This window comes from Cryobacterium sp. M15 (assembly GCF_002929675.1).
GTDB classification, from domain to species: domain Bacteria; phylum Actinomycetota; class Actinomycetes; order Actinomycetales; family Microbacteriaceae; genus Cryobacterium; species Cryobacterium lyxosi.
Window position 1 is genome coordinate 1 of the sequence record NZ_PJJW01000021.1, and the last position, 17,670, is coordinate 17,670.

17 protein-coding genes and 2 tRNA genes are annotated in these 17,670 nt (G+C 65.0%); 13 read left to right on the top strand and 6 right to left on the bottom strand.

Annotated elements, in window-relative coordinates; all coding sequences use genetic code 11:
• Positions 1 to 137 precede the first annotated feature (137 nt).
• Positions 138 to 1,604, top strand: a complete 1,467-nt coding sequence (locus tag CXY83_RS00615; protein WP_104195500.1) for a peptide MFS transporter — start codon at positions 138 to 140, stop codon at positions 1,602 to 1,604.
• A 60-nt stretch (positions 1,605 to 1,664) separates the two neighbouring features.
• Here the strand turns inward: CXY83_RS00615 and CXY83_RS00620 are convergent, their stop codons facing one another.
• Positions 1,665 to 3,095 (bottom strand): MFS transporter, encoded by a 1,431-nt coding sequence (locus CXY83_RS00620; protein WP_104195501.1) that lies wholly within the window; start codon positions 3,093 to 3,095, stop codon positions 1,665 to 1,667.
• Positions 3,092 to 3,547: a MarR family winged helix-turn-helix transcriptional regulator gene (locus CXY83_RS00625; RefSeq protein ID WP_104195502.1), complete on the bottom strand. Its 456-nt coding sequence runs from the start codon at positions 3,545 to 3,547 to the stop codon at positions 3,092 to 3,094. Before CXY83_RS00625 ends, CXY83_RS00620 begins: the two co-directional genes overlap by 4 nt.
• 126 nt (positions 3,548 to 3,673) lie before the next feature.
• On the opposite strand from CXY83_RS00625, the gene CXY83_RS00630 reads away from it, so the two are divergent.
• Entirely contained in the window at positions 3,674 to 4,522 is an 849-nt protein-coding gene (locus tag CXY83_RS00630) for an alpha/beta fold hydrolase (protein WP_104195503.1), read from the top strand.
• A 4-nt stretch (positions 4,523 to 4,526) separates the two neighbouring features.
• Complete coding sequence (locus CXY83_RS00635) at positions 4,527 to 5,579, top strand: biotin/lipoate A/B protein ligase family protein (RefSeq protein ID WP_104195504.1); 1,053 nt, start codon at positions 4,527 to 4,529, stop codon at positions 5,577 to 5,579.
• Between the two features lie 49 nt (positions 5,580 to 5,628).
• Here the strand turns inward: CXY83_RS00635 and CXY83_RS00640 are convergent, their stop codons facing one another.
• Positions 5,629 to 5,967 carry a GNAT family N-acetyltransferase gene (locus CXY83_RS00640; protein ID WP_104195505.1) on the bottom strand — a complete coding sequence of 113 codons (339 nt, stop codon included), beginning with the start codon at positions 5,965 to 5,967 and terminating at the stop codon, positions 5,629 to 5,631.
• A gap of 49 nt (positions 5,968 to 6,016) precedes the next feature.
• Between CXY83_RS00640 and CXY83_RS00645 the strand changes: the two genes are divergently transcribed.
• Positions 6,017 to 6,913, top strand: a complete 897-nt coding sequence (locus CXY83_RS00645) for a site-specific DNA-methyltransferase (RefSeq protein ID WP_104195506.1) — start codon at positions 6,017 to 6,019, stop codon at positions 6,911 to 6,913.
• Positions 6,914 to 7,154: 241 nt separating this feature from the next.
• Here CXY83_RS00645 and CXY83_RS00650 read toward each other — a convergent pair whose 3' ends face one another.
• Positions 7,155 to 8,570 (bottom strand): GH1 family beta-glucosidase, encoded by a 1,416-nt coding sequence (locus CXY83_RS00650; protein WP_104195507.1) that lies wholly within the window; start codon positions 8,568 to 8,570, stop codon positions 7,155 to 7,157.
• A gap of 193 nt (positions 8,571 to 8,763) precedes the next feature.
• On the opposite strand from CXY83_RS00650, the gene CXY83_RS17525 reads away from it, so the two are divergent.
• A complete protein-coding gene (locus CXY83_RS17525; protein ID WP_158251779.1) occupies positions 8,764 to 8,901 on the top strand; it encodes a hypothetical protein in 138 nt (45 codons plus the stop codon).
• Between the two features lie 39 nt (positions 8,902 to 8,940).
• Positions 8,941 to 9,651, top strand: a complete 711-nt coding sequence (locus CXY83_RS00655; RefSeq protein ID WP_104195508.1) for an amidase domain-containing protein — start codon at positions 8,941 to 8,943, stop codon at positions 9,649 to 9,651.
• Here the strand turns inward: CXY83_RS00655 and pgm are convergent.
• Positions 9,648 to 11,264, bottom strand: a complete 1,617-nt coding sequence (gene pgm, locus CXY83_RS00660) for a phosphoglucomutase (alpha-D-glucose-1,6-bisphosphate-dependent) (RefSeq protein ID WP_104195509.1) — start codon at positions 11,262 to 11,264, stop codon at positions 9,648 to 9,650. The genes CXY83_RS00655 and pgm overlap by 4 nt on opposite strands.
• 35 nt (positions 11,265 to 11,299) lie before the next feature.
• Here pgm and pheA point away from each other — a divergent pair, with 35 nt between their 5' ends.
• Complete coding sequence (gene pheA / locus CXY83_RS00665; RefSeq protein WP_104195510.1) at positions 11,300 to 12,256, top strand: prephenate dehydratase; 957 nt, start codon at positions 11,300 to 11,302, stop codon at positions 12,254 to 12,256.
• Entirely contained in the window at positions 12,253 to 12,744 is a 492-nt protein-coding gene (locus tag CXY83_RS00670; protein WP_104195511.1) for a hypothetical protein, read from the top strand. Before pheA ends, CXY83_RS00670 begins: the two co-directional genes overlap by 4 nt.
• 18 nt (positions 12,745 to 12,762) lie before the next feature.
• Here CXY83_RS00670 and CXY83_RS00675 read toward each other — a convergent pair whose 3' ends face one another.
• A complete protein-coding gene (locus tag CXY83_RS00675) occupies positions 12,763 to 13,746 on the bottom strand; it encodes a diacylglycerol kinase family protein (RefSeq protein ID WP_104195512.1) in 984 nt (327 codons plus the stop codon).
• 63 nt (positions 13,747 to 13,809) lie between these two features.
• Here CXY83_RS00675 and serS point away from each other — a divergent pair, with 63 nt between their 5' ends.
• The 5 genes from serS to CXY83_RS00700 all read left to right on the top strand — a co-directional run bounded on the left by serS (position 13,810) and on the right by CXY83_RS00700 (position 17,668).
• The gene (gene serS, locus CXY83_RS00680) at positions 13,810 to 15,090 is read left to right on the top strand and encodes a serine--tRNA ligase (protein ID WP_104195513.1); all 1,281 of its coding nucleotides are present in this window, start codon (positions 13,810 to 13,812) and stop codon (positions 15,088 to 15,090) included.
• The gene (locus CXY83_RS00685; RefSeq protein ID WP_233200494.1) at positions 15,087 to 15,902 is read left to right on the top strand and encodes an HAD family hydrolase; all 816 of its coding nucleotides are present in this window, start codon (positions 15,087 to 15,089) and stop codon (positions 15,900 to 15,902) included. Before serS ends, CXY83_RS00685 begins: the two co-directional genes overlap by 4 nt.
• Before the next feature lie 120 nt (positions 15,903 to 16,022).
• A tRNA-Ser gene (locus tag CXY83_RS00690) sits at positions 16,023 to 16,107 on the top strand.
• A gap of 85 nt (positions 16,108 to 16,192) precedes the next feature.
• A complete protein-coding gene (locus CXY83_RS00695) occupies positions 16,193 to 17,476 on the top strand; it encodes an LCP family protein (protein WP_104195514.1) in 1,284 nt (427 codons plus the stop codon).
• 101 nt (positions 17,477 to 17,577) lie between these two features.
• Positions 17,578 to 17,668, top strand: a tRNA-Ser gene (locus tag CXY83_RS00700).
• Positions 17,669 to 17,670 lie beyond the last annotated feature (2 nt).

The window sequence follows — 17,670 nt, forward strand, 5'->3', positions numbered from 1 at the left end:
CCGCCTTGCGCAGGAGGGAATCGGGCAGGCTGACCAGCAATGGATTCATCCCCCGAGCCTACTTCGCCCGTGCGCGCCGGCCACCTCTCGGGTGTTCGTCTCCGGCCGGTAGCCGGCGTGGTTGGTACCATTGCCTAATGAGTAAAATCGTTGGCCGCGCTGCTGTCCACGAGGACCGAGCCTTCTTCGGGCAGCCGCGATCACTCGCCAACATCTTCGGCGTCGAGATGTGGGAGCGTTTCTCGTTCTACGGCATGCAGGGCATCCTGCTGTTGTATCTGTACTTCTCGGCCGCCGACGGCGGCCTCGGAATTGCCCAGACCACGGCAGCCGGCATCGTGGGCGCGTACGGTGGTGGCGTCTACCTGTCGACCATTCTCGGTGCCTGGATCGCCGATCGTCTTCTCGGCTCCGAGCGGGTGCTGTTCTACAGCGCCATCGTCATCATGCTCGGTCACATCGCCCTGGCCGTCGTGCCAGGGGTCGGCGGTCTCGTAACCGGCCTCGTCCTGGTTGCCGTCGGCAGCGGTGGGCTCAAGGCCAACGCGACGTCTGTCGTCGGTTCGCTTTACGCCCCGGATGACCCCCGGCGCGACGCCGGTTTCTCGTTGTTCTACCTCGGCATCAACCTCGGCGCGTTTGCCGGTCCGATCCTCACTGGGCTGTTGCAGACCAAGATCGGATTTCACTATGGATTTGGGCTCGCTGCTGTAGGCATGGCGATCGGGTTGACCCAATACTCGTTCGGCCGCAAACGGCTGCCGGATACTGCCCGATTGGTGCCGGATCCCCTCCCGCGGTCCCGGTGGCGCGGCTATGCCTACGTGGCAACACTCATGGTCGTTGTCATCGTCGTGCTCGTGCTGACCGGTGTGATCACCGCGAGCAATCTGGTCACGATCGTGATTGGGTTGACCGTCATCGCCACGGTCGCTTATTTCGCGGTGATACTCACGAACCGGCAGATCACTCCGGTAGAACGCAAACGTGTCTACGCCTTCATCCCGCTCTTCGTGGCCAGCGCCGCGTTCTGGTCGCTGTACCAGCAGCAGTTCACGGTCGTCACGATCTATTCCGACGAGCGGCTTGACCGGGCCCTGTTCGGCTGGGAGATGCCGGTGTCGTGGGTGCAGTCGATCAATCCCGTCTTCATCATCGTGCTCTCCGGCATCTTCGCCGCTGTGTGGACCAAGTGGGGCTCGGGGCAGCCGTCTACGCCGATGAAGTTCGCGGTCGGAACCGCGGTCATGGGGGCCGCTTTCCTGTTGTTTCTGCCGTTTGCCGGCGGCGCGGCGAATTCGACGCCGCTGCTGGCGATGATTGGTATTTTGCTGGTCTTCACGGTCGCGGAGCTTCTGCTCTCACCGGTCGGGCTCTCCATCGCCACCAAACTCGCGCCCGCGGTGTTCAAAACGCAGATGGTTGCGCTGTTCTTTCTCTCGGTCGCGCTCGGCTCTGCCGTGTCGGGGGTGCTCGCCGCCTGGTATGCGACGGCGCCCGAGCGACTCTATTTCGGCGTTCTCGGCGGCATCGCGATCGTGCTGGGGCTTATGCTCGCCCTGATCGCCCGCCCGGTGCTGCGCCTGATGGGCGGGGTGCGCTAGCTGCCGCTCGCCGAAATCGGCGGTGCGGGGCCGGCACCCGGCAATGGTGCCCGCCTAGCTCTAGCGCGGCACTGTGGCCTCGACGATGGCGATTTCTCGCGTCGCGGTTTCGCGGTTGCGTTCGGCGGCGTGCTCGCGATCCAGGTCTGGGGCAATATCCAGGGCGGCGTCCTCGTGCTCGCGCAGCGTCGGCCTGGCGCCCCTGTGCTTGGTCGCAGGCACCTCGCGCCCGTCGCCGGAATGCCGCACGCGCACCCTGGGTGACGAGAACGGATGCAGCTGCACCCGCAACCGGCGATAGCGCACCATCCAGAACAATATGACGGCCGCCGCCAACAAGCCGGACATCGCTGCAAGACCGAGCGCCCAACGCGGGCCGAAGGCATCCGCTACCCAACCGACGAGCGGCGCGCCGAGGGGAGTGCCGCCGACGAAAATGGCCATGTAGAGCGCCATCACCCGGCCGCGCATCTCGGGCCGCGTCGTGGTCTGCACGTACGCGTTCGCGGTCGTCATCAGGGTGAGTGAGGATAGACCGACCAGCGTGAGAGATATGGCGAAAGTGGCATATGTTTGCATGATCGCCGACAGTGCGCACGCAATGCCGAACAGAGCGGCGCCGAGCACGATGAGGCGCAGCCGGGCGCGACTCCGCCGGGCAGAGAGCAGAGCGCCGATGACGGCGCCGATGGCCATGATCGAACTGAGCAGGCCAAATTCCGCAGCCCCCCGGCCGAACTCGATCGTGGCCATGGTCGACGTGAAGATGGCGAAGTTCATGCCAAACGTGCCGATCAGAAAGACCGCGATCATGACGACAACGATGTCGGAACGACCGCGCACATAGCGAAAGCCAGCCAGGAGTTGCCCACGCTCGCGGGAGATCGTCGGTTGGCGACGCAGCTGGTGCGTGCGCAGCAGGGTCATCGCGAAGACGGTCCCGGCGAAGGTAACCGCATTGATCATGAACACCCAGCCGGCCCCGACGGCAACCGTGAGCAGTCCGGCGGCGGCCGGACCGATCAAGCGTGCACCGTGGAATGAAGCGGAGTTGAGTGCGACGGCGTTGGACAGTTGGTCTTCAGCGACGAGTTCGGAGACGAAAGCTTGGCGGGCCGGCGCGTCGATCGCGGCGACGATGCCGAGGCCGAAGGCAAAGAGGTAGACGTGCCAGAGCTCGGCCACCTCGAGCACGGTCAGAATACCCAGGCCGAGGGCCAGCAACCCCATCAGCGTCTGGGTGAGAATGAGCAGCTTGCGCCGGTTGAACCGGTCGGCGATCAGCCCGGACCAGGGCATGAGCAGCAGCATCGGACCGAGTTGCAAAGCCATGGTGATGCCGACCGCGGTCGCGTTGTAGTTGGTGAGCTCGGTCAGTACGATCCAGTCCTGGGCGGTGCGCTGCATCCAGGTGCCGATGTTCGACACCAAAGCTCCGGCGAACCAGATGCGGTAATTGACGACGCTCAGCGAGCGGAACATAGCACTCAACTGTCGGCGAGCTCCTTCATTATCAGCGTCGCGGCGGCGAGAGCGCGGTGCTGTTCAGGACTGAGCCGCGCGACGCGCTGCACCAGCCAGGCGTCTCGCCGTTTGCGAGTTTCGGTCATCATCTCGCGCGCGGCATCCGTTGTGGTGAGCACGATCTTGCGGCCATCGAGCGCGGAATCGGTGCGCGTCACGAGGCCGGCATCGACGAGGCATTTGACCGTGCGGGTCATCGATGGCGGGGTGACCCGTTCGAATTCGCTCAGCTCGGTGAGCGTCAGCGGGCCGTGCACGTAAAGCACGCCGAGTGCCGAAAACTGGCCGCTGCCCAACTCGTTTTCGGCCGTCTCCTGCCGCAGCCGGCGAGCTAAGCGCCCGTTGGCCAGCCGAAATTCGTGGCTGATCTCCGAGGTGTTTGTCGCCGCCTGGTCAGGGGTTACCGACGGCAGTGCCATGACGACTCCCAGGGCTGCGGTTTTCGGGTGTATTCGCGATTCCATATATCATTAGCATAACAAATTAGCCTTGCTAAGTACATTATTACTTTGAGCGTGCCCCGCACAACGGGGCAGACTAGCCTCGTGCCTACATATACGGATGCCTCCGGCCTGGTTATCACCTACTACGTCTGGCCGGTCCCTGCCCCCCGAGCCGTGATTCAACTCGCCCACGGTGTCGGCGAACACGCCCAGCGCTACGCGGCGCTCGCCGCCGACCTCAATCGGGCCGGTTACACGGTCTACGCCGACGACCACCTCGGTCACGGCCAGACCGGACTCGCTCAGCACGGCGGCGATCACACCAAGCTTGGTCGGCTCGGCGCCGGCGGGCTGCGCTCGGCAGTAGCCGGCGTCTACCAGCTGAGTGGAATCATCCGCTCAGAGCAGCCGGCCCTGCCCCTCGTGTTGCTCGGGCACAGCTGGGGATCGTTCATGGTGCAGATGATCGTCAACGAGCACGCGGCCGAGTACGACGCCATCGTGCTCTCCGGAACCGCCTACCGCTGGCCCGGTTACCTCGATGGCGGCGATCTGAACCGCAGGCACAAGGCACTGGGTACGACCGGGGTCGAGTGGCTCAGCCGGGACCCGGCCGTCGCCGCGACCTTCGTGGCCGACCCGCTCACCACGGCGACGCCGCTCGCCAAGTTGTTCGGCATTCGCGAGGCCGCGCGCCTGTTCGGTCGCCCAGCCCGCGACCTTCCCGGTCACCTGCCGCTGCTCGTGCTCGTCGGCGGTGACGATACCGTCGGCGGGGAACGCAGTGCGCTCAAGCTGGTGAACTCCTACGTTCAGCGTTCTGGGCTTTGGGACGTGCGCCTGATCGTGTACCCGGGCGCTCGGCACGAAGTTTTCAACGAGATTAACCGCGACGAAGTCATCGGCGACCTCGTGGACTGGCTCGACGAGCGCTTGACCGCCGTAGGCTGATTGTATGCATGGTGAATATAAGGTTCCGGGCGGCAAACTGGTCGTCGTTGATCTCGATGTCGTCGATGACGTCATAACCAACTTTCGTCTGGCCGGAGACTTCTTTCTTGAGCCCGACGATGCCCTCGAAGACATCAACTCCGCGGTGAGCGGCCTCCCCGTCGGCAGTGCGACGGCCACGATCGCCGCTACGGTGCGTGGTGCGCTCCCCAGCGGTGCCATTCTGCTCGGATTCTCCCCGGAGGCCGTGGCCGTGGCGATTCGCCGTTCGCTTGCGCAGGCGAGCACCTGGCGGGACTACGACTGGCAGATCATCCACTCGCAGCAGCCCGTCGCGCCCGTGCTGCAGATGGCCCTCGACGAGGTGCTCGCGACCGAGGTTGCGGAGGGACGCCGACAGCCCACACTCCGTATCTGGGAGTGGAACGAACCGGCCGTCGTGATTGGCAGTTTTCAGTCGCTCAAGAACGAGGTCGACCCCGAGAATGCCGCCAAGTATGGCTTCACCGTGGTGCGGCGCATCAGCGGCGGCGGCGCCATGTTCATGGAAGCCGGCTCGGTCATCACGTATTCCATCTACGCGCCGACCGACCTCGTGCAGGGCATGAGCTTCGCCGACTCCTACGCTTTTCTCGACGAGTGGGTCATCACCGCTCTCAAAACCCTCGGCATCGACGCGCACTACGAGCCGCTCAACGACATCACGAGTCCCGGGGGCAAGATCGGCGGAGCTGCCCAGAAGCGTCTGGGAAGCGGAGCCGTGCTCCATCACGTCACCATGAGTTATGACATGGACGGCGAAAAAATGGTGCAGGTGCTGCGCATCGGCCGCGAAAAGCTCAGCGATAAGGGCATCACGAGCGCCGCCAAACGCGTCGACCCGCTACGCAGCCAGACCGGTCTCACCCGCGCTGCGATCATCGACCGTATGAAAGAAACCTTCACCGGCCTGTACGGCGCCAGCGAGGGTGACGTCACCGCCGAGGAATACGCCAAGGCCACCGAGCTCGTCGCGAACAAATTCAGCACAGAGGCCTGGTTGGCCCGGGTTCCGTGAACCGCGACGAACGGATGCTCGCGGTGCGCCCGCCAGCATCCACCCGCCACTAACGCCCGCGCGTCAGCAGGTCTTGGTAGTCAACGTGAGTGTCTATCCAGTGCGCCACGTACGAGCAGTCCGGCACGACGGCTCGCGTGGTGCGAACGCGCACGTCGCCCAGCGCCTGCTCGACCAGAATGCTGGCGAGCCCGTGCGTGCGTTGTGCCGGATCGACCTCGGTGTGGGTGAAGTGCACGGCCGTTGACGTCGTGGTGTAGTCGGCCCGTCCCACGGCCTCGTCGTCGAGCCACACCGTGTAGCGGCTCTGCCCCGGGTCGTGGCGTACTTCCACAGTCCCGGCATCGGCCAGGTTCTGCGAGTGGATGGTCGTCGATTCAGCAGTCATCCCGACAGACTAAACCGATGAGCGGCGCGCAGGCTGAAAGAATGGGTACATGCCAAACGCGTGGACACCGACCAGCCCGAGCCGTGTCATCCACGCCAACAACCTCGACGTGCTGCCGGGCCTGCCCGATGGCGCCTTCACCCTGATCTACCTCGACCCGCCGTTCAACACCGGCCGCTCGCAGAAACGGCAGAGCACCACCTCCGTACGGTCGGTCTCCGCCGACGGCTCGCACGCGGTCGGTACGATCACGGGGTTCAAGGGCCAGCGTTACGAGCGCATCAAGGGTGACCTGCTGGGCTACGACGATCAGTTCGAAGATTATTGGGCCTTTCTGGAACCGCGCCTGATCGAGGCCTGGCGCCTGCTCGCCGACGACGGCACGCTCTATCTGCACCTCGACTACCGCGAAGCGCACTATGCCAAGGTGCTGCTCGACGCCCTGTTCGGCCGGGAATGCTTTCTCAACGAACTCATCTGGGCTTACGACTACGGTGCGAAATCCAAGAACAAGTGGCCCACCAAGCACGACACGATTTTGGTCTACGTGAAGAATCCGGCCCGGTATTACTTCGACTCCACGACCGTCGACCGGGAGCCGTACATGGCGCCCGGCCTGGTCACGCCCGAAAAAGTGGCCAAGGGAAAACTGCCGACGGATGTCTGGTGGCATACGATCGTCTCTCCCACCGGCAAGGAGAAAACCGGCTACCCCACGCAGAAACCGATCGGAATTCTGCGTCGCATCATCCAGGCGTCCAGCCGCGAAGGGGATTGGGTGCTCGACTTCTTCGCCGGAAGCGGCACCACCGGAGCGGTCGCTGCCGCGCTCGACCGACGCTTCGTGCTCATCGACCAGAACCCGGAGGCGTTCAGCGTGATGCGCGCCCGGTTCGCGCCGGTTTCCGACGTTCAGTTTCTTGAAACAACCGCGGAGAACCACTGAGATTTTGTAGTCTCACCGAGCCCCGGCAGGGGGCGACGCACGACAGCAACGCTCGCGGCACTCGTTAGAGATGCTGGCACCCCTACCTCAGCGTGCCGCCATCGCTGACGAGTGCCGCCATGGCTGACGAGTGCTGCCATCGCTGACGAGTGCCGCCATGGCTGACGAGTGCTGCCATCGCTGAGGAGTGCCGCCAGAAGCGGATGCCGCCAACGGGCGGCATCCGCTCGCCTGCGGCCGCTCAGCCCGCGTGCGCCGCTCGTATGTGCGCCGCGAACATGCTTCCGCTGTCTTTCACCGTGCGCTCGAGGGTGTCGTAGTCGACCCGCACGATGCCGAAGCGCTTCTCGTAGCCATAGGACCACTCGAAGTTGTCGAGCAGCGACCAGACGAAGTATCCGCGCACATCGGCGCCGGCCGCGATGGCCTCGCCCACCTTGTTGATGTGCGCCACGATGTACTCCGTGCGCTCGGCGTCGTGCACGGCGCCATCGGCGCTCACCACGTCGTCGTAGGCGGCGCCGTTCTCGGTGACATAGAGCGGCGGGAGCCGGTCATATTCTTTGCCGAGCCGCACGAGCAGCAGGCGCAGTCCGTCGGGGTTGACCTCCCAGTCCATCGCGGTGCGCGGCAGTCCGCGGCTGGGAAAGCTGATGTACTCCGACCCGATCCACGGCGACCCGACCGAACGCGTAGCGCCGCCGGCGTGCGAGTCGCTCGCCGAGGCATCCGCGTGCCCGCTCACGAGGTCGTCGTGATAGTGGTTGACGCCGAGAAAATCGAGCGGGGCGGCGATGATCTCGAGGTCGTCCGAGTGGATGATCTCGGCCAGGCCGAACGGCTCGAGGTCGCGCAGGGTGGCCTCAGGGTAGGCACCATGCAGCAGCGGGTCGAGAAAGATGCGGTTGGCCAGCGAGTCGAGCCGCCGGGCCGCTTCGATGTCGACCGGGTCGGTGGCATCGCGCGGCACGGCGTTGGTGAGGTTGAGCGTGATCCCGAGGTTCTGGGCTCCCGCTGAGCGCAGCGCGTTGACCGCGAGCCCGTGCGCGAGGTGCTGGTGGTGCACGGCGGCGATCGCCGCCCGGCCGTCTTGGCGGCCCGGCGCGTGCACGCCCGATCCGTAGCCGAGCAGCGAGGAGCAGAACGGTTCGTTGAAGGTGGTCCAGTGGGTGACTCGATCGCCGAGCGCGGAGTAGACATCCGTGGCGTAGTCGACGAAACGGTAGGCGGTGTCACGGTTGGCCCAGCCACCCTTCTCCTCCAGTGCCTGCGGCAGGTCCCAGTGATACAGGGTGAGCCAGGGCAGAATACCCGCGCCGAGCAGTTCGTCGACGAGCCGGGAATAGAAGTCGAGCCCTTCCGGGTTCACGGCGCGGTCGCCCGGACGTACCCGCGCCCAGCTGGTGGAAAAACGGTAGGAGTCGAGGCCGAGTGAGGCCATGAGCGCCACGTCGGCGGGCATCCGGTGGTAATGATCCACGGCGGTCTCCAAATCGTCGCCGCCCGCGATGGCGCCCGGAACCTGCGCGAACGCGTCCCAGATTGAGTCTTCCTTGCCGCCGGCATGGCCGGCGCCCTCGATCTGCGCGGCGGCCGTCGCCGACCCCCAGAGAAATCCGTGCGGCCAGGGGAACGGTGTGGGTGCGGTCTGCGACATGACGTCACGCTATCCTGCCGCGCGGCCTCCAACCAACGTTTTGTACCTTCACTGCGAAGCCCGCGTGCCTCAGCGCGGACATCCGGTCGAAACAGGCCTGCACTCGGGTGGAACGGGAATTCTTGCCACATATCTTCGCAGTTGTGCACGCCGCATCCAGAACTCTGATAAACGTCGCAGCTAAGCTCGAATCATGCTGCAGAACAACGAACCCACGGAAGCCGACCAGCGGCGTCTCCGCCGCCGGTTTTTGATCGGCGTCATCATCGTCGGAGTGCTCGTCGCCCTCGCGGCGATCGGGCTCTATCTGAGTGCCGCTTTCAATGCCTAGGCAGTCCACCATTCCCAGAAAAATCGAAGTGAGTACACAGTGCAGCTGACCCGATGGCAGCTACTCGGCCTCACTGCGGCCGTCGGAGCCGTACTCGCCGTCGGCGCGACCGCGCTCGTCGTGCAGGCCCTCGAGGGTTCCGCCGACTCTGCGAAGACCGCCGAGGCCACGGATGCCGCCACTCCCGCCGGAACAAAGCAACCGGCTCGCCCCACCCCCACCGAGTCTGCTCTCGCGGCGGCGGTCGCGGCGACACCGGCTGTGGGCGCCGCCGTAACGGCCCAGCTGGACTACCTTCTCACGCACTGGAAGCTCGAAAACTACAACTCCGCAGAGTGGGGAGTGCTCGGCGAGAATGACTGCGTCAACTTCGCCAGCCAGGCCATGATCGCCCGCGGCTGGACCATGGACGCTGTCTGGTCGAGTCCGAAGAACGGCAACGCGTACGACTCCACAGCGGCCTGGCGCAGCTCGACCGCCTTCATGAAGTACATCGCGGCGACCGGCAAGGCCGTAGCCCTGACCGATCAGCAGCGCGACCAGGTCAAGGTCGGCGACATCGCGCAATTCGACTGGGACAACACCGGCGACCGCGACCACACCGGGATCGTCACCAAGGTCGAAAAAGCAGGCGACACCGTCTCGATCTTCTTTGCCGGGCACACCTTGGATTCCGACTATCGTTCGGTCGACACAGCAATCACGGTGGAACACCCGGGCGGCACTGCGTACTACTGGAGTGTTCCCTAGGCGATCGCGGCGTCGACTATGGCTTTGGCCTCGGCCTGCACCAGGGCGAGGTGCTCCGGGCCGAGGAAAGACTCGGCGTAGATTTTGTAGACGTCTTCGGTGCCGCTCGGCCGGGCCGCGAACCAGGCATTCTCGGTCGTCACCTTGACGCCGCCGATGGCAGCGCCGTTGCCGGGGGCGACACTGAACGCTCCGGTGATCTTCTCGCCAGCAAGCTCGGTGGACGTGATCATCGAGCCGTCGAGTTTGGCCAGGGCGGCCTTCTGCGCGGGCGTGGCGGCGGCATCCACTCGGGCATACGACGGAGCACCAAAGTGCTCGGTCAGTTCCGCGTAGCGCTGGCTCGGGGTCTTGCCGGTCACCGCGAGAATCTCGGAGGCGAGTAGGGCGAGCAGAATACCGTCCTTGTCGGTGGTCCAGACGCTGCCGTCGAAACGCACGAAACTCGCTCCGGCGCTCTCTTCACCGCCGAAAGCGACAGACCCGTCGATGAGGCCGGGGACGAACCATTTGAAACCAACGGGCACCTCCCACAGGTCGCGGCCGAGAAAGCCGGTCACCCGGTCGATCATCGTCGACGAGACGAGGGTCTTACCCACCGCAGCGTCGGGCTTCCAGCCTTCACGGTGGCTGTACAGGTAGTCGATGGCGACGGCCAGAAAGTGGTTCGGGTTCATCAGGCCACCGTCGGGCGTCACGATGCCGTGCCGGTCGGCGTCAGCGTCGTTGCCGGTGAGAATGTCGTACTCATCTTTGTGGGCCACAACGGATGCCATCACCGACGCACTCGAGGGATCCATCCGGATCTTCTCGTCCCAATCCAGGGTCATGAAGCGCCAGGTCGGGTCGACTTTCGGGTTGACCACGACCAAGTCGATCTCATAACGGTCACGGATGGCGCCCCAGTAGCCCACGCTTGCGCCGCCGAGGGGGTCGGCCCCGATGCGGATTCCGCTGGTGCGGATGGCCTGCATGTCGATGATGTTCTCGAGGTCGTTCACGTAGTTGCCGCGAAAGTCGTAGGTTTCCAGGGCGCTGGGTTCGCTCATCAGTACGCCATCGAGACCATGAGCGATGAGTTCGTTGGCCCGGTTAGCGATCCACGAGGTGGCATCGCTGTCGGCCGGACCGCCGTGTGGCGGGTTGTACTTGAAGCCGCCGTCCATCGGTGGGTTGTGGCTCGGGGTGACGACGATGCCGTCGGCCAGGTCGCCGTGCTCGGCGCGGTTGTAGGCCAAAATCGCGTGCGACAGGGACGGGGTCGGCACGTAGTCGTCGAACTCGTCCACGAGCACGCGCACGCCGTTGGCGACGAGCACTTCGAGGGCGGTCGTGTAGGCCGGGCCGCTCAAGGCGTGCGGGTCGGTGCCGATGAAGAGCGGGCCGGTGATGCCCTGACCGGCGCGATATTCCACGATCGCCTGCGTCGTGGCACTGATGTGATCCTCGTTGAACGCGGTGTTCAGCGAACTGCCACGGTGCCCGGAAGTGCCGAAGACGACCCGTTGGGTCGGCACCGTGACATCCGGTTTCAGGTCGTAATAGGCCTTGACCAGCCCATCAACGTCGATCAAATCAGATTCCAGGGCGCGGGTTCCTGCTCGTTGGCTCATGAGCACAGTCTGGCACCCCCGGTAGGCTGTCAGCCATGCCCGACTCGCCGAATCCGCTCCAAGCCCAGACTTACAGCTATCTCGGCCCGGCCGGCACCTTTACCGAAGCGGCGCTCGCCCAAGTGCCGGGCGCCCGCGGCCAGATCTGGCGTCCGGTCAACAACGTCGGTGAGGCCTTCGCCGATGTCGTGAGTGGCCGCAGCCTGGCGGCAATGATCGCCATCGAGAACTCCGTCGACGGCGGAGTCACGGCCACGCAGGATGCCCTCGCGAGCGTGCCTAACCTGCGCATCATCGGCGAGTACCTGGTGCCCGTGAACTTCGTACTGGTCGCCCGCCCCGGCACAACGTTGGATGACGTGCGCGTCATCAACGCGCATCCGGTCGCCTACGGGCAGTGCCGCAATTGGCTCGAACGCACCCTGCCGAGCCACGGCCACATCCCTGCGTCGAGCAACGTCGCCGCCGCGTCGTCCCTCCTGGACAACACGCAAGCGGATGCCGCGATCGCCCCGCCCGGCATCGACAAGCACCACGACGTCGTTGTCCTGGCGTCAGAAATCGGTGACAACCCGAACGCGGTGACCCGGTTCGTGCTTGTCGCCCGCGGCAACGAGCTCACCGCGCCGACCGGAGCCGACAAGACCAGCCTCATCATCGAGCTGCCGAGCGACCGCTCCGGCGCGTTGCTCGACATGCTCGAGCAGTTCGCCACCCGCGGCGTGAACCTCAGCCTCATCCAGTCCCGGCCGATCGGGGATTCCCTCGGCCGGTACCGCTTCGTGGTCGACGCCGACGGCCATATTCTGGATGAGCGCGTCGCTGACGCACTGCTCGGACTTCGCCGCTTCAGCCCCAAGGTGATCTTTCTCGGGTCCTATCCGCGGGCAGACCAGCGCAAGATCGAGTTCACCTCCCGCTACGACGACGGCATCTTCATCGAGGCCCGCGACTGGTTGCGCGGGCTGATCGCGGGGGAGCCCGCCCAATGACCGAGCCGCGCTTTGACCCGGAGCACGATGCCCGCTATCAGCGCGGCTATGAGCCCGGTGACTCGGCGGATTCCACGAGCGCGGCGATGACCGAGCTGTTCTCACCCACCTTTTCCAAGCAGCCAGAAGCATCCGTCGAAACAGACGCGCGCAACTCGGGCGCGATCCCTGTGCCTGCAGACGGTGCAGCTGACGATGACGAGCCCCTCGACCAATTCGAGCCGCGTAATCCGTTCATCATTGCCCTGTGGATTATCGGGCCAGCCCTCCTCATCGGCGGGCTGATCCTGCAGGTGCGCACGATCACTTCCACCTATTTCAGCTCCGGCTTCTCGGGATCCTCGAACGCGGAGGTGCCGATCGAGATGGTGATGCAACAGTTGATCTACGCTCTCATACCCCCGATGATCTCCACCGGTCTACTCACCGTTGTGGGCCTGCTGTTCTTCCACGCCCTGCGGTGGCGTTTTCGATCGTCGCGCCCATAGTCAGTTCCGCTATCTGGCTCAGGCCGGCACGCGCACGATGAGCGCGCCCGCATCGGCGTGCAGGCGCACCTTCTGCACCAGACCGAACTCATCGCCGTCGAGTTCGAAATCCTGCGCGTGCTCGAGCGCGATACGAATGTCGGGCCCGCGCAGGGTCGTCATCACCCGTTCATTTGACGACTCCGTCGCCGCAATCATGCGTCGCCCTACCGCGGAGCGGCGCAATACCCCGTTCTCCCAGGTCACCCGCCGCCAGATGGTGAGCCAGCCGAGCATGCCCTTGGGCTGCAGCACGGCAATGTCCAAAATGCCGTCGTCGAGGCGCGCGTCCGGTAAAAACTGCAGGTTGCCCGGCAGCAGCCCGCAGTTGGCGACGAGAATGGCGCTCACCTGCGCCGGCCGGTCCGTGCGTCCAGCAACGCTGTAGCGGATGCGAAAGGGCTGCGCTTTCGGCAGCGCCCGCGCCACCCCGTCGACGTAGGCGAGCCAGCCCATCTGCTTCTTGAGGTCGTCGCGTGTGTGGGCGATCATCTGCGCGTCGATCCCGAGCCCGGCCATGACCAGAAAAACGTGCTCTTCCACGGCGCCGGCATCGGTGGTCACGATAGCGACGCCGAGGTCGATGGGCTTGTCGACACCGCTGAACGCGATCGATGTCGCGGCGTCGATGCTGCCGAGCGGGAGCAGCAGGTTGCGGGCGAGCAGATTGCCGGTACCCGATGGCACGATGGCCATGCGCACGCCGGACTCCCGCAGCGCCTCGGCGACGGCCCGCACCGTGCCGTCACCGCCGGCCGAGACCACCATAGCGGCGCCGGTATCGAGGGCCCGTTTGGTAGCGGCCTGGCCGACATCGTCGACAGTTGTTTCAAACCATTGCGTCGTACCCCATCCGGCGGACTGCTCCGCTTCAGCCACGCTCGCCCGCAACTTAGCGAGGTCGACCTTGACGGGGTTGTAGACGACGGCAGCATGCTGGGCGAGGTTTTCGGAGGCGCTCACGAGGCCTAGGCTACTGGGTTGGCCTCGCGATTGCCCGACGGGAGTCGCTTGTAGACTGGCCGGGTGATTGATCCGGTGCTGTTACGCGAAAACCCTGACCTCTTCAAGCGTTCGCAGGAGGCCCGTGGCGACTCCGTTGAGGCGGTCGATGCCGCGCTTGCTGCCGACGCGGAACGGCGGTCAACGATCACGGCGTTCGAAGACCTGCGCGCCGCGCAAAACCTGTTCGGCAAGCGGGTAGCTGCGGCGCCTGGCGCTGAGAAAAAAGCCCTCGTTGCAGAAGCGCAAAGCCTCGCCGCCGAGGTGAAGGCTGCTGGAGTCATCGCCGGCGAGGCCGACGCCCGCTTCACCGCGGTCGTCAAGACCATCGCGAACCCGATCATCGACGGCGTACCGGTCGGCGCCGAAGAAAACTTCGCGACCCTGCGCACCCACGGTGAAGCCCCGATTTTCGACTTTGAGCCGCGCGACCACCTTGAGCTCGGCGAACTGCTCGGGGCCATCGACATGGCCCGCGGCGCCAAGGTCTCCGGAACCCGCTTCTATTTCTTGAAGGGCATCGGCGCCCGGCTCGAGATCGCCCTCATGAACATGGCGCTCGACCGGGCGCTCGAAGCCGGCTTCGTGCCGCTCATCACCCCCACCCTGGTGCGACCCGAGATCATGGACGGCACCGGCTTTCTCGGCGAACACAATGATGAGGTCTACTACCTGCCCGCCGACGACCTCTACCTCACCGGCACGAGCGAGGTCGCGCTCGCCGGGTACCACAAAGACGAGATCCTCGACCTCTCCGAAGAGCCGCTACGGTATGCCGGCTGGTCCACCTGCTACCGCCGTGAGGCCGGCTCGGGCGGAAAAGACACCCGTGGCATCATTCGCGTGCACCAGTTCAACAAACTCGAAATGTTCACCTACGTGCTGCCCGAGAACGCCGAGGCCGAGCACGATCGCCTCGTCGCCCTGCAGGAGGGCATGCTGCAGTCGCTCGGCCTCAGCTACCGGGTTATCGACGTCGCTGCCGGTGACCTCGGCTCGAGCGCGGCCCGCAAGTTCGACATCGAGGCATGGGTGCCCACCCAGAATGCATACCGCGAGCTCACCAGCACGAGCAACTGCACCACCTACCAGGCGCGCCGGTTGGACATCCGCTATCGAACCGCATCGGGCAAGACCACGCCGGTCGCCACCCTGAACGGTACGCTGGCGACCACTCGCTGGCTCGTGGCCATGCTCGAAACGCACCAGCAAGCGGATGGTTCGGTGCTCGTTCCGAGCGCGCTGCAGCCCTACCTCGGTGGCCTCGAGGTACTCACGCCGCTCCCCGTGAAAGGAACGAAGTGACCGCGGTGTCCATGACCGAGCGATGGCTCGTCGCCCTCGACATCGACGGCACCACGATGCACGAAGACGGCTCGATCAGCCAGGCCGTGATCGACGAGGTCGCCCGGCTCACCGCCGCTGGACACGAGGTCATGCTGGCCACCGGGCGTTCCGCCGCCGCAGCCCTGCCGGTGCTCGACCGACTCGGCATCTCACCGCGCTACGTCGTCTGCTCCAACGGCGCCATCACCATGCACCGCGACGCCTCAGCGCCCATGGGCTACCGCCGTGAATGGGTCGAAACCTTCGACCCCAGCGACGTGCTCATATCGATTCGGGCGCACCTCGGGTCGGCGCGGTTCGCCGTCGAAGACGAGCACGGCTTCTACCGCTATACCGAGCCGATTCCCGATGCCACGATCGGCATGGACAGCGAACGGGTCGATTTCGATGAGCTTCTGAAGCACCAGGCAACCCGCGTGGTCGTCATCTCCCCCGACCACGACATGGAGGATTTTCTCCAGGTGGTCGAGCGCATGGGGCTGAACCGGGTCAGCTACGCCATCGGGTGGACTGCCTGGCTCGACATCGCTCCCGACGGTGTCAATAAGTCCACGGCGATGGAGCGGGTGCGGGTGTCTGTTGGTGTCCCCCGCGACCGGGTAATGGCCGTCGGGGATGGTCGCAACGACATCGACATGCTGCAATGGGCCGGCGAATTCGGTCGCGGTGTGGCCATGGGGGAGTCACCCGATGACGTTCTTGCCGCCGGATCGGAGGTCACCGGCAACGTGGCCATCGATGGCCTCGCTACGGTGTTGCGCACGCTCTGACGGGCATCCAGCCGTTTTTCAGCCGGCTCTGTCAGCCTGAGCAGTCTGCCATCGGCTAGAATCGGGCCAGTTCGCCCAATTGTTTCTACGTTGCATTTTGCGTGGGGGCACGGGCAACCGGGAGGGCTGTCCGAGCGGCCGATGGAGCCAGTCTTGAAAACTGGTGGGCAGAAATGTCTCGTGGGTTCGAATCCCACGCCCTCCGCAGCACCTGTGAAATGCACAACCACCGGCGTACAGCGACTGTCGCTTCAGTTCGGTCCGGCCAGCAACCCGATGAGAGGACATGAGTGAGCGACCAACTTCGCCCCCGCTCGAACGGTTCGCAGAACCTCAAAACCGTTGCGCGTCACGGCCGCCTGAAGAAGTCGAATGCTGCCGTCACGGTCGCGAAGTTTCTTGCCGGCAGCCTGGCCGTCGTCCTGGTCAGCGGCTTTTCGGTCGGCGCGATCGCAGCTTATGACGTTGCAGCGAGCGTGCAGCCGAGCGTGCACCTTGCCAATGAGACCAACGGTCCGGTCCCATCGATCGGCGCCATCGACGGTGGCGTGAACATGCTCATCGTCGGCAGTGACAGCCGTGTCGGGCAGGATGCAGCCTTCGGTCCGGAAGACTCCACCGGCGATCTCAACGACGTGACGATGCTGCTGCACATCTCCGAAGATCACAGCAACGCGTCGGTCATCAGCTTTCCCCGTGACATGTTCGTCTCCATCCCCTCCTGCCCCGACCCCGAGGGCGGCTCCTTCAGCGCCATGAGCAGCCAGAAGATCAACACCACGCTCACCTATGGCGGGCTCGCCTGCACGGTGCTGACCGTTGAAAAGCTCACCGGCCTCTCCATCCCGTTCGCCGCAGAGGTGCAGTTCAGCGGAGTCATGGCCATGTCCTCCGCCGTCGGTGGCGTGCCGGTCTGCGTGGCCAGCCGCATCGAAGACGAATATACGGGAACGTTCCTCGACCCGGGCGAGCACATGCTCGCCGGCTACGACGCACTCCAGTTTCTGCGCACCCGCCACGGCGTCGGCGACGGCGGTGACTTGACCCGCATCAACAACCAGCAGTTGTTCATGTCCTCGCTGGTGCGCACGATCAAGAGCGCTGACACCCTCTCGGACCCAGCCAAGGTGTATGCCTTGGCCAAGGCGGTGACGGGCAATATGCGGCTTTCCGACAGTCTCAACAGCGTGACAACCCTCGCGTCGATCGCCGTGGCAGTGAAAGACATCGACCTCGACCAGGTCGTCTTCGCGCAGGTGCCGACCGGCAGCACGACCGGAGGGGTCAAGGCCGTCCAGCCATCTTTCGACAACCTATTCGAGGCGGTTGCTGCCGATCAACCCCTCGCGCTGAGCGGAACCACCGGCCGCGGCACCGTCGCCGACCCCAACGCTCCCGTCGAAGCCGCTCCCGCCCCGGCTGCGACCACAGACCCCATCGCGACCGATGTTCCAGCCGCGACCGATGCGCCGGTGGCCACGGAAGCCCCCGGAGTCGTCCTATCGGAGTCGGTGACCGGCCAGACCGCCGGCGACTATACCTGCACCAGGGGACGTACGCTCGAGAACCAGTAGCCGGGCGCGGCATCCGTTTTTCTGACCCGGTGGTCATGGTGAGAGTGGATACCCGTGGTACGGCTAAGATGAGGGAGTGTGTTTGCGCAAGCAGATGCCAAGGAGACGTCGCATAGTTCGGCTTAGTGCACCACCCTGCTAAGGTGGAGTACCCTTTACGGGGTACCGTGGGTTCAAATCCCACCGTCTCCGCA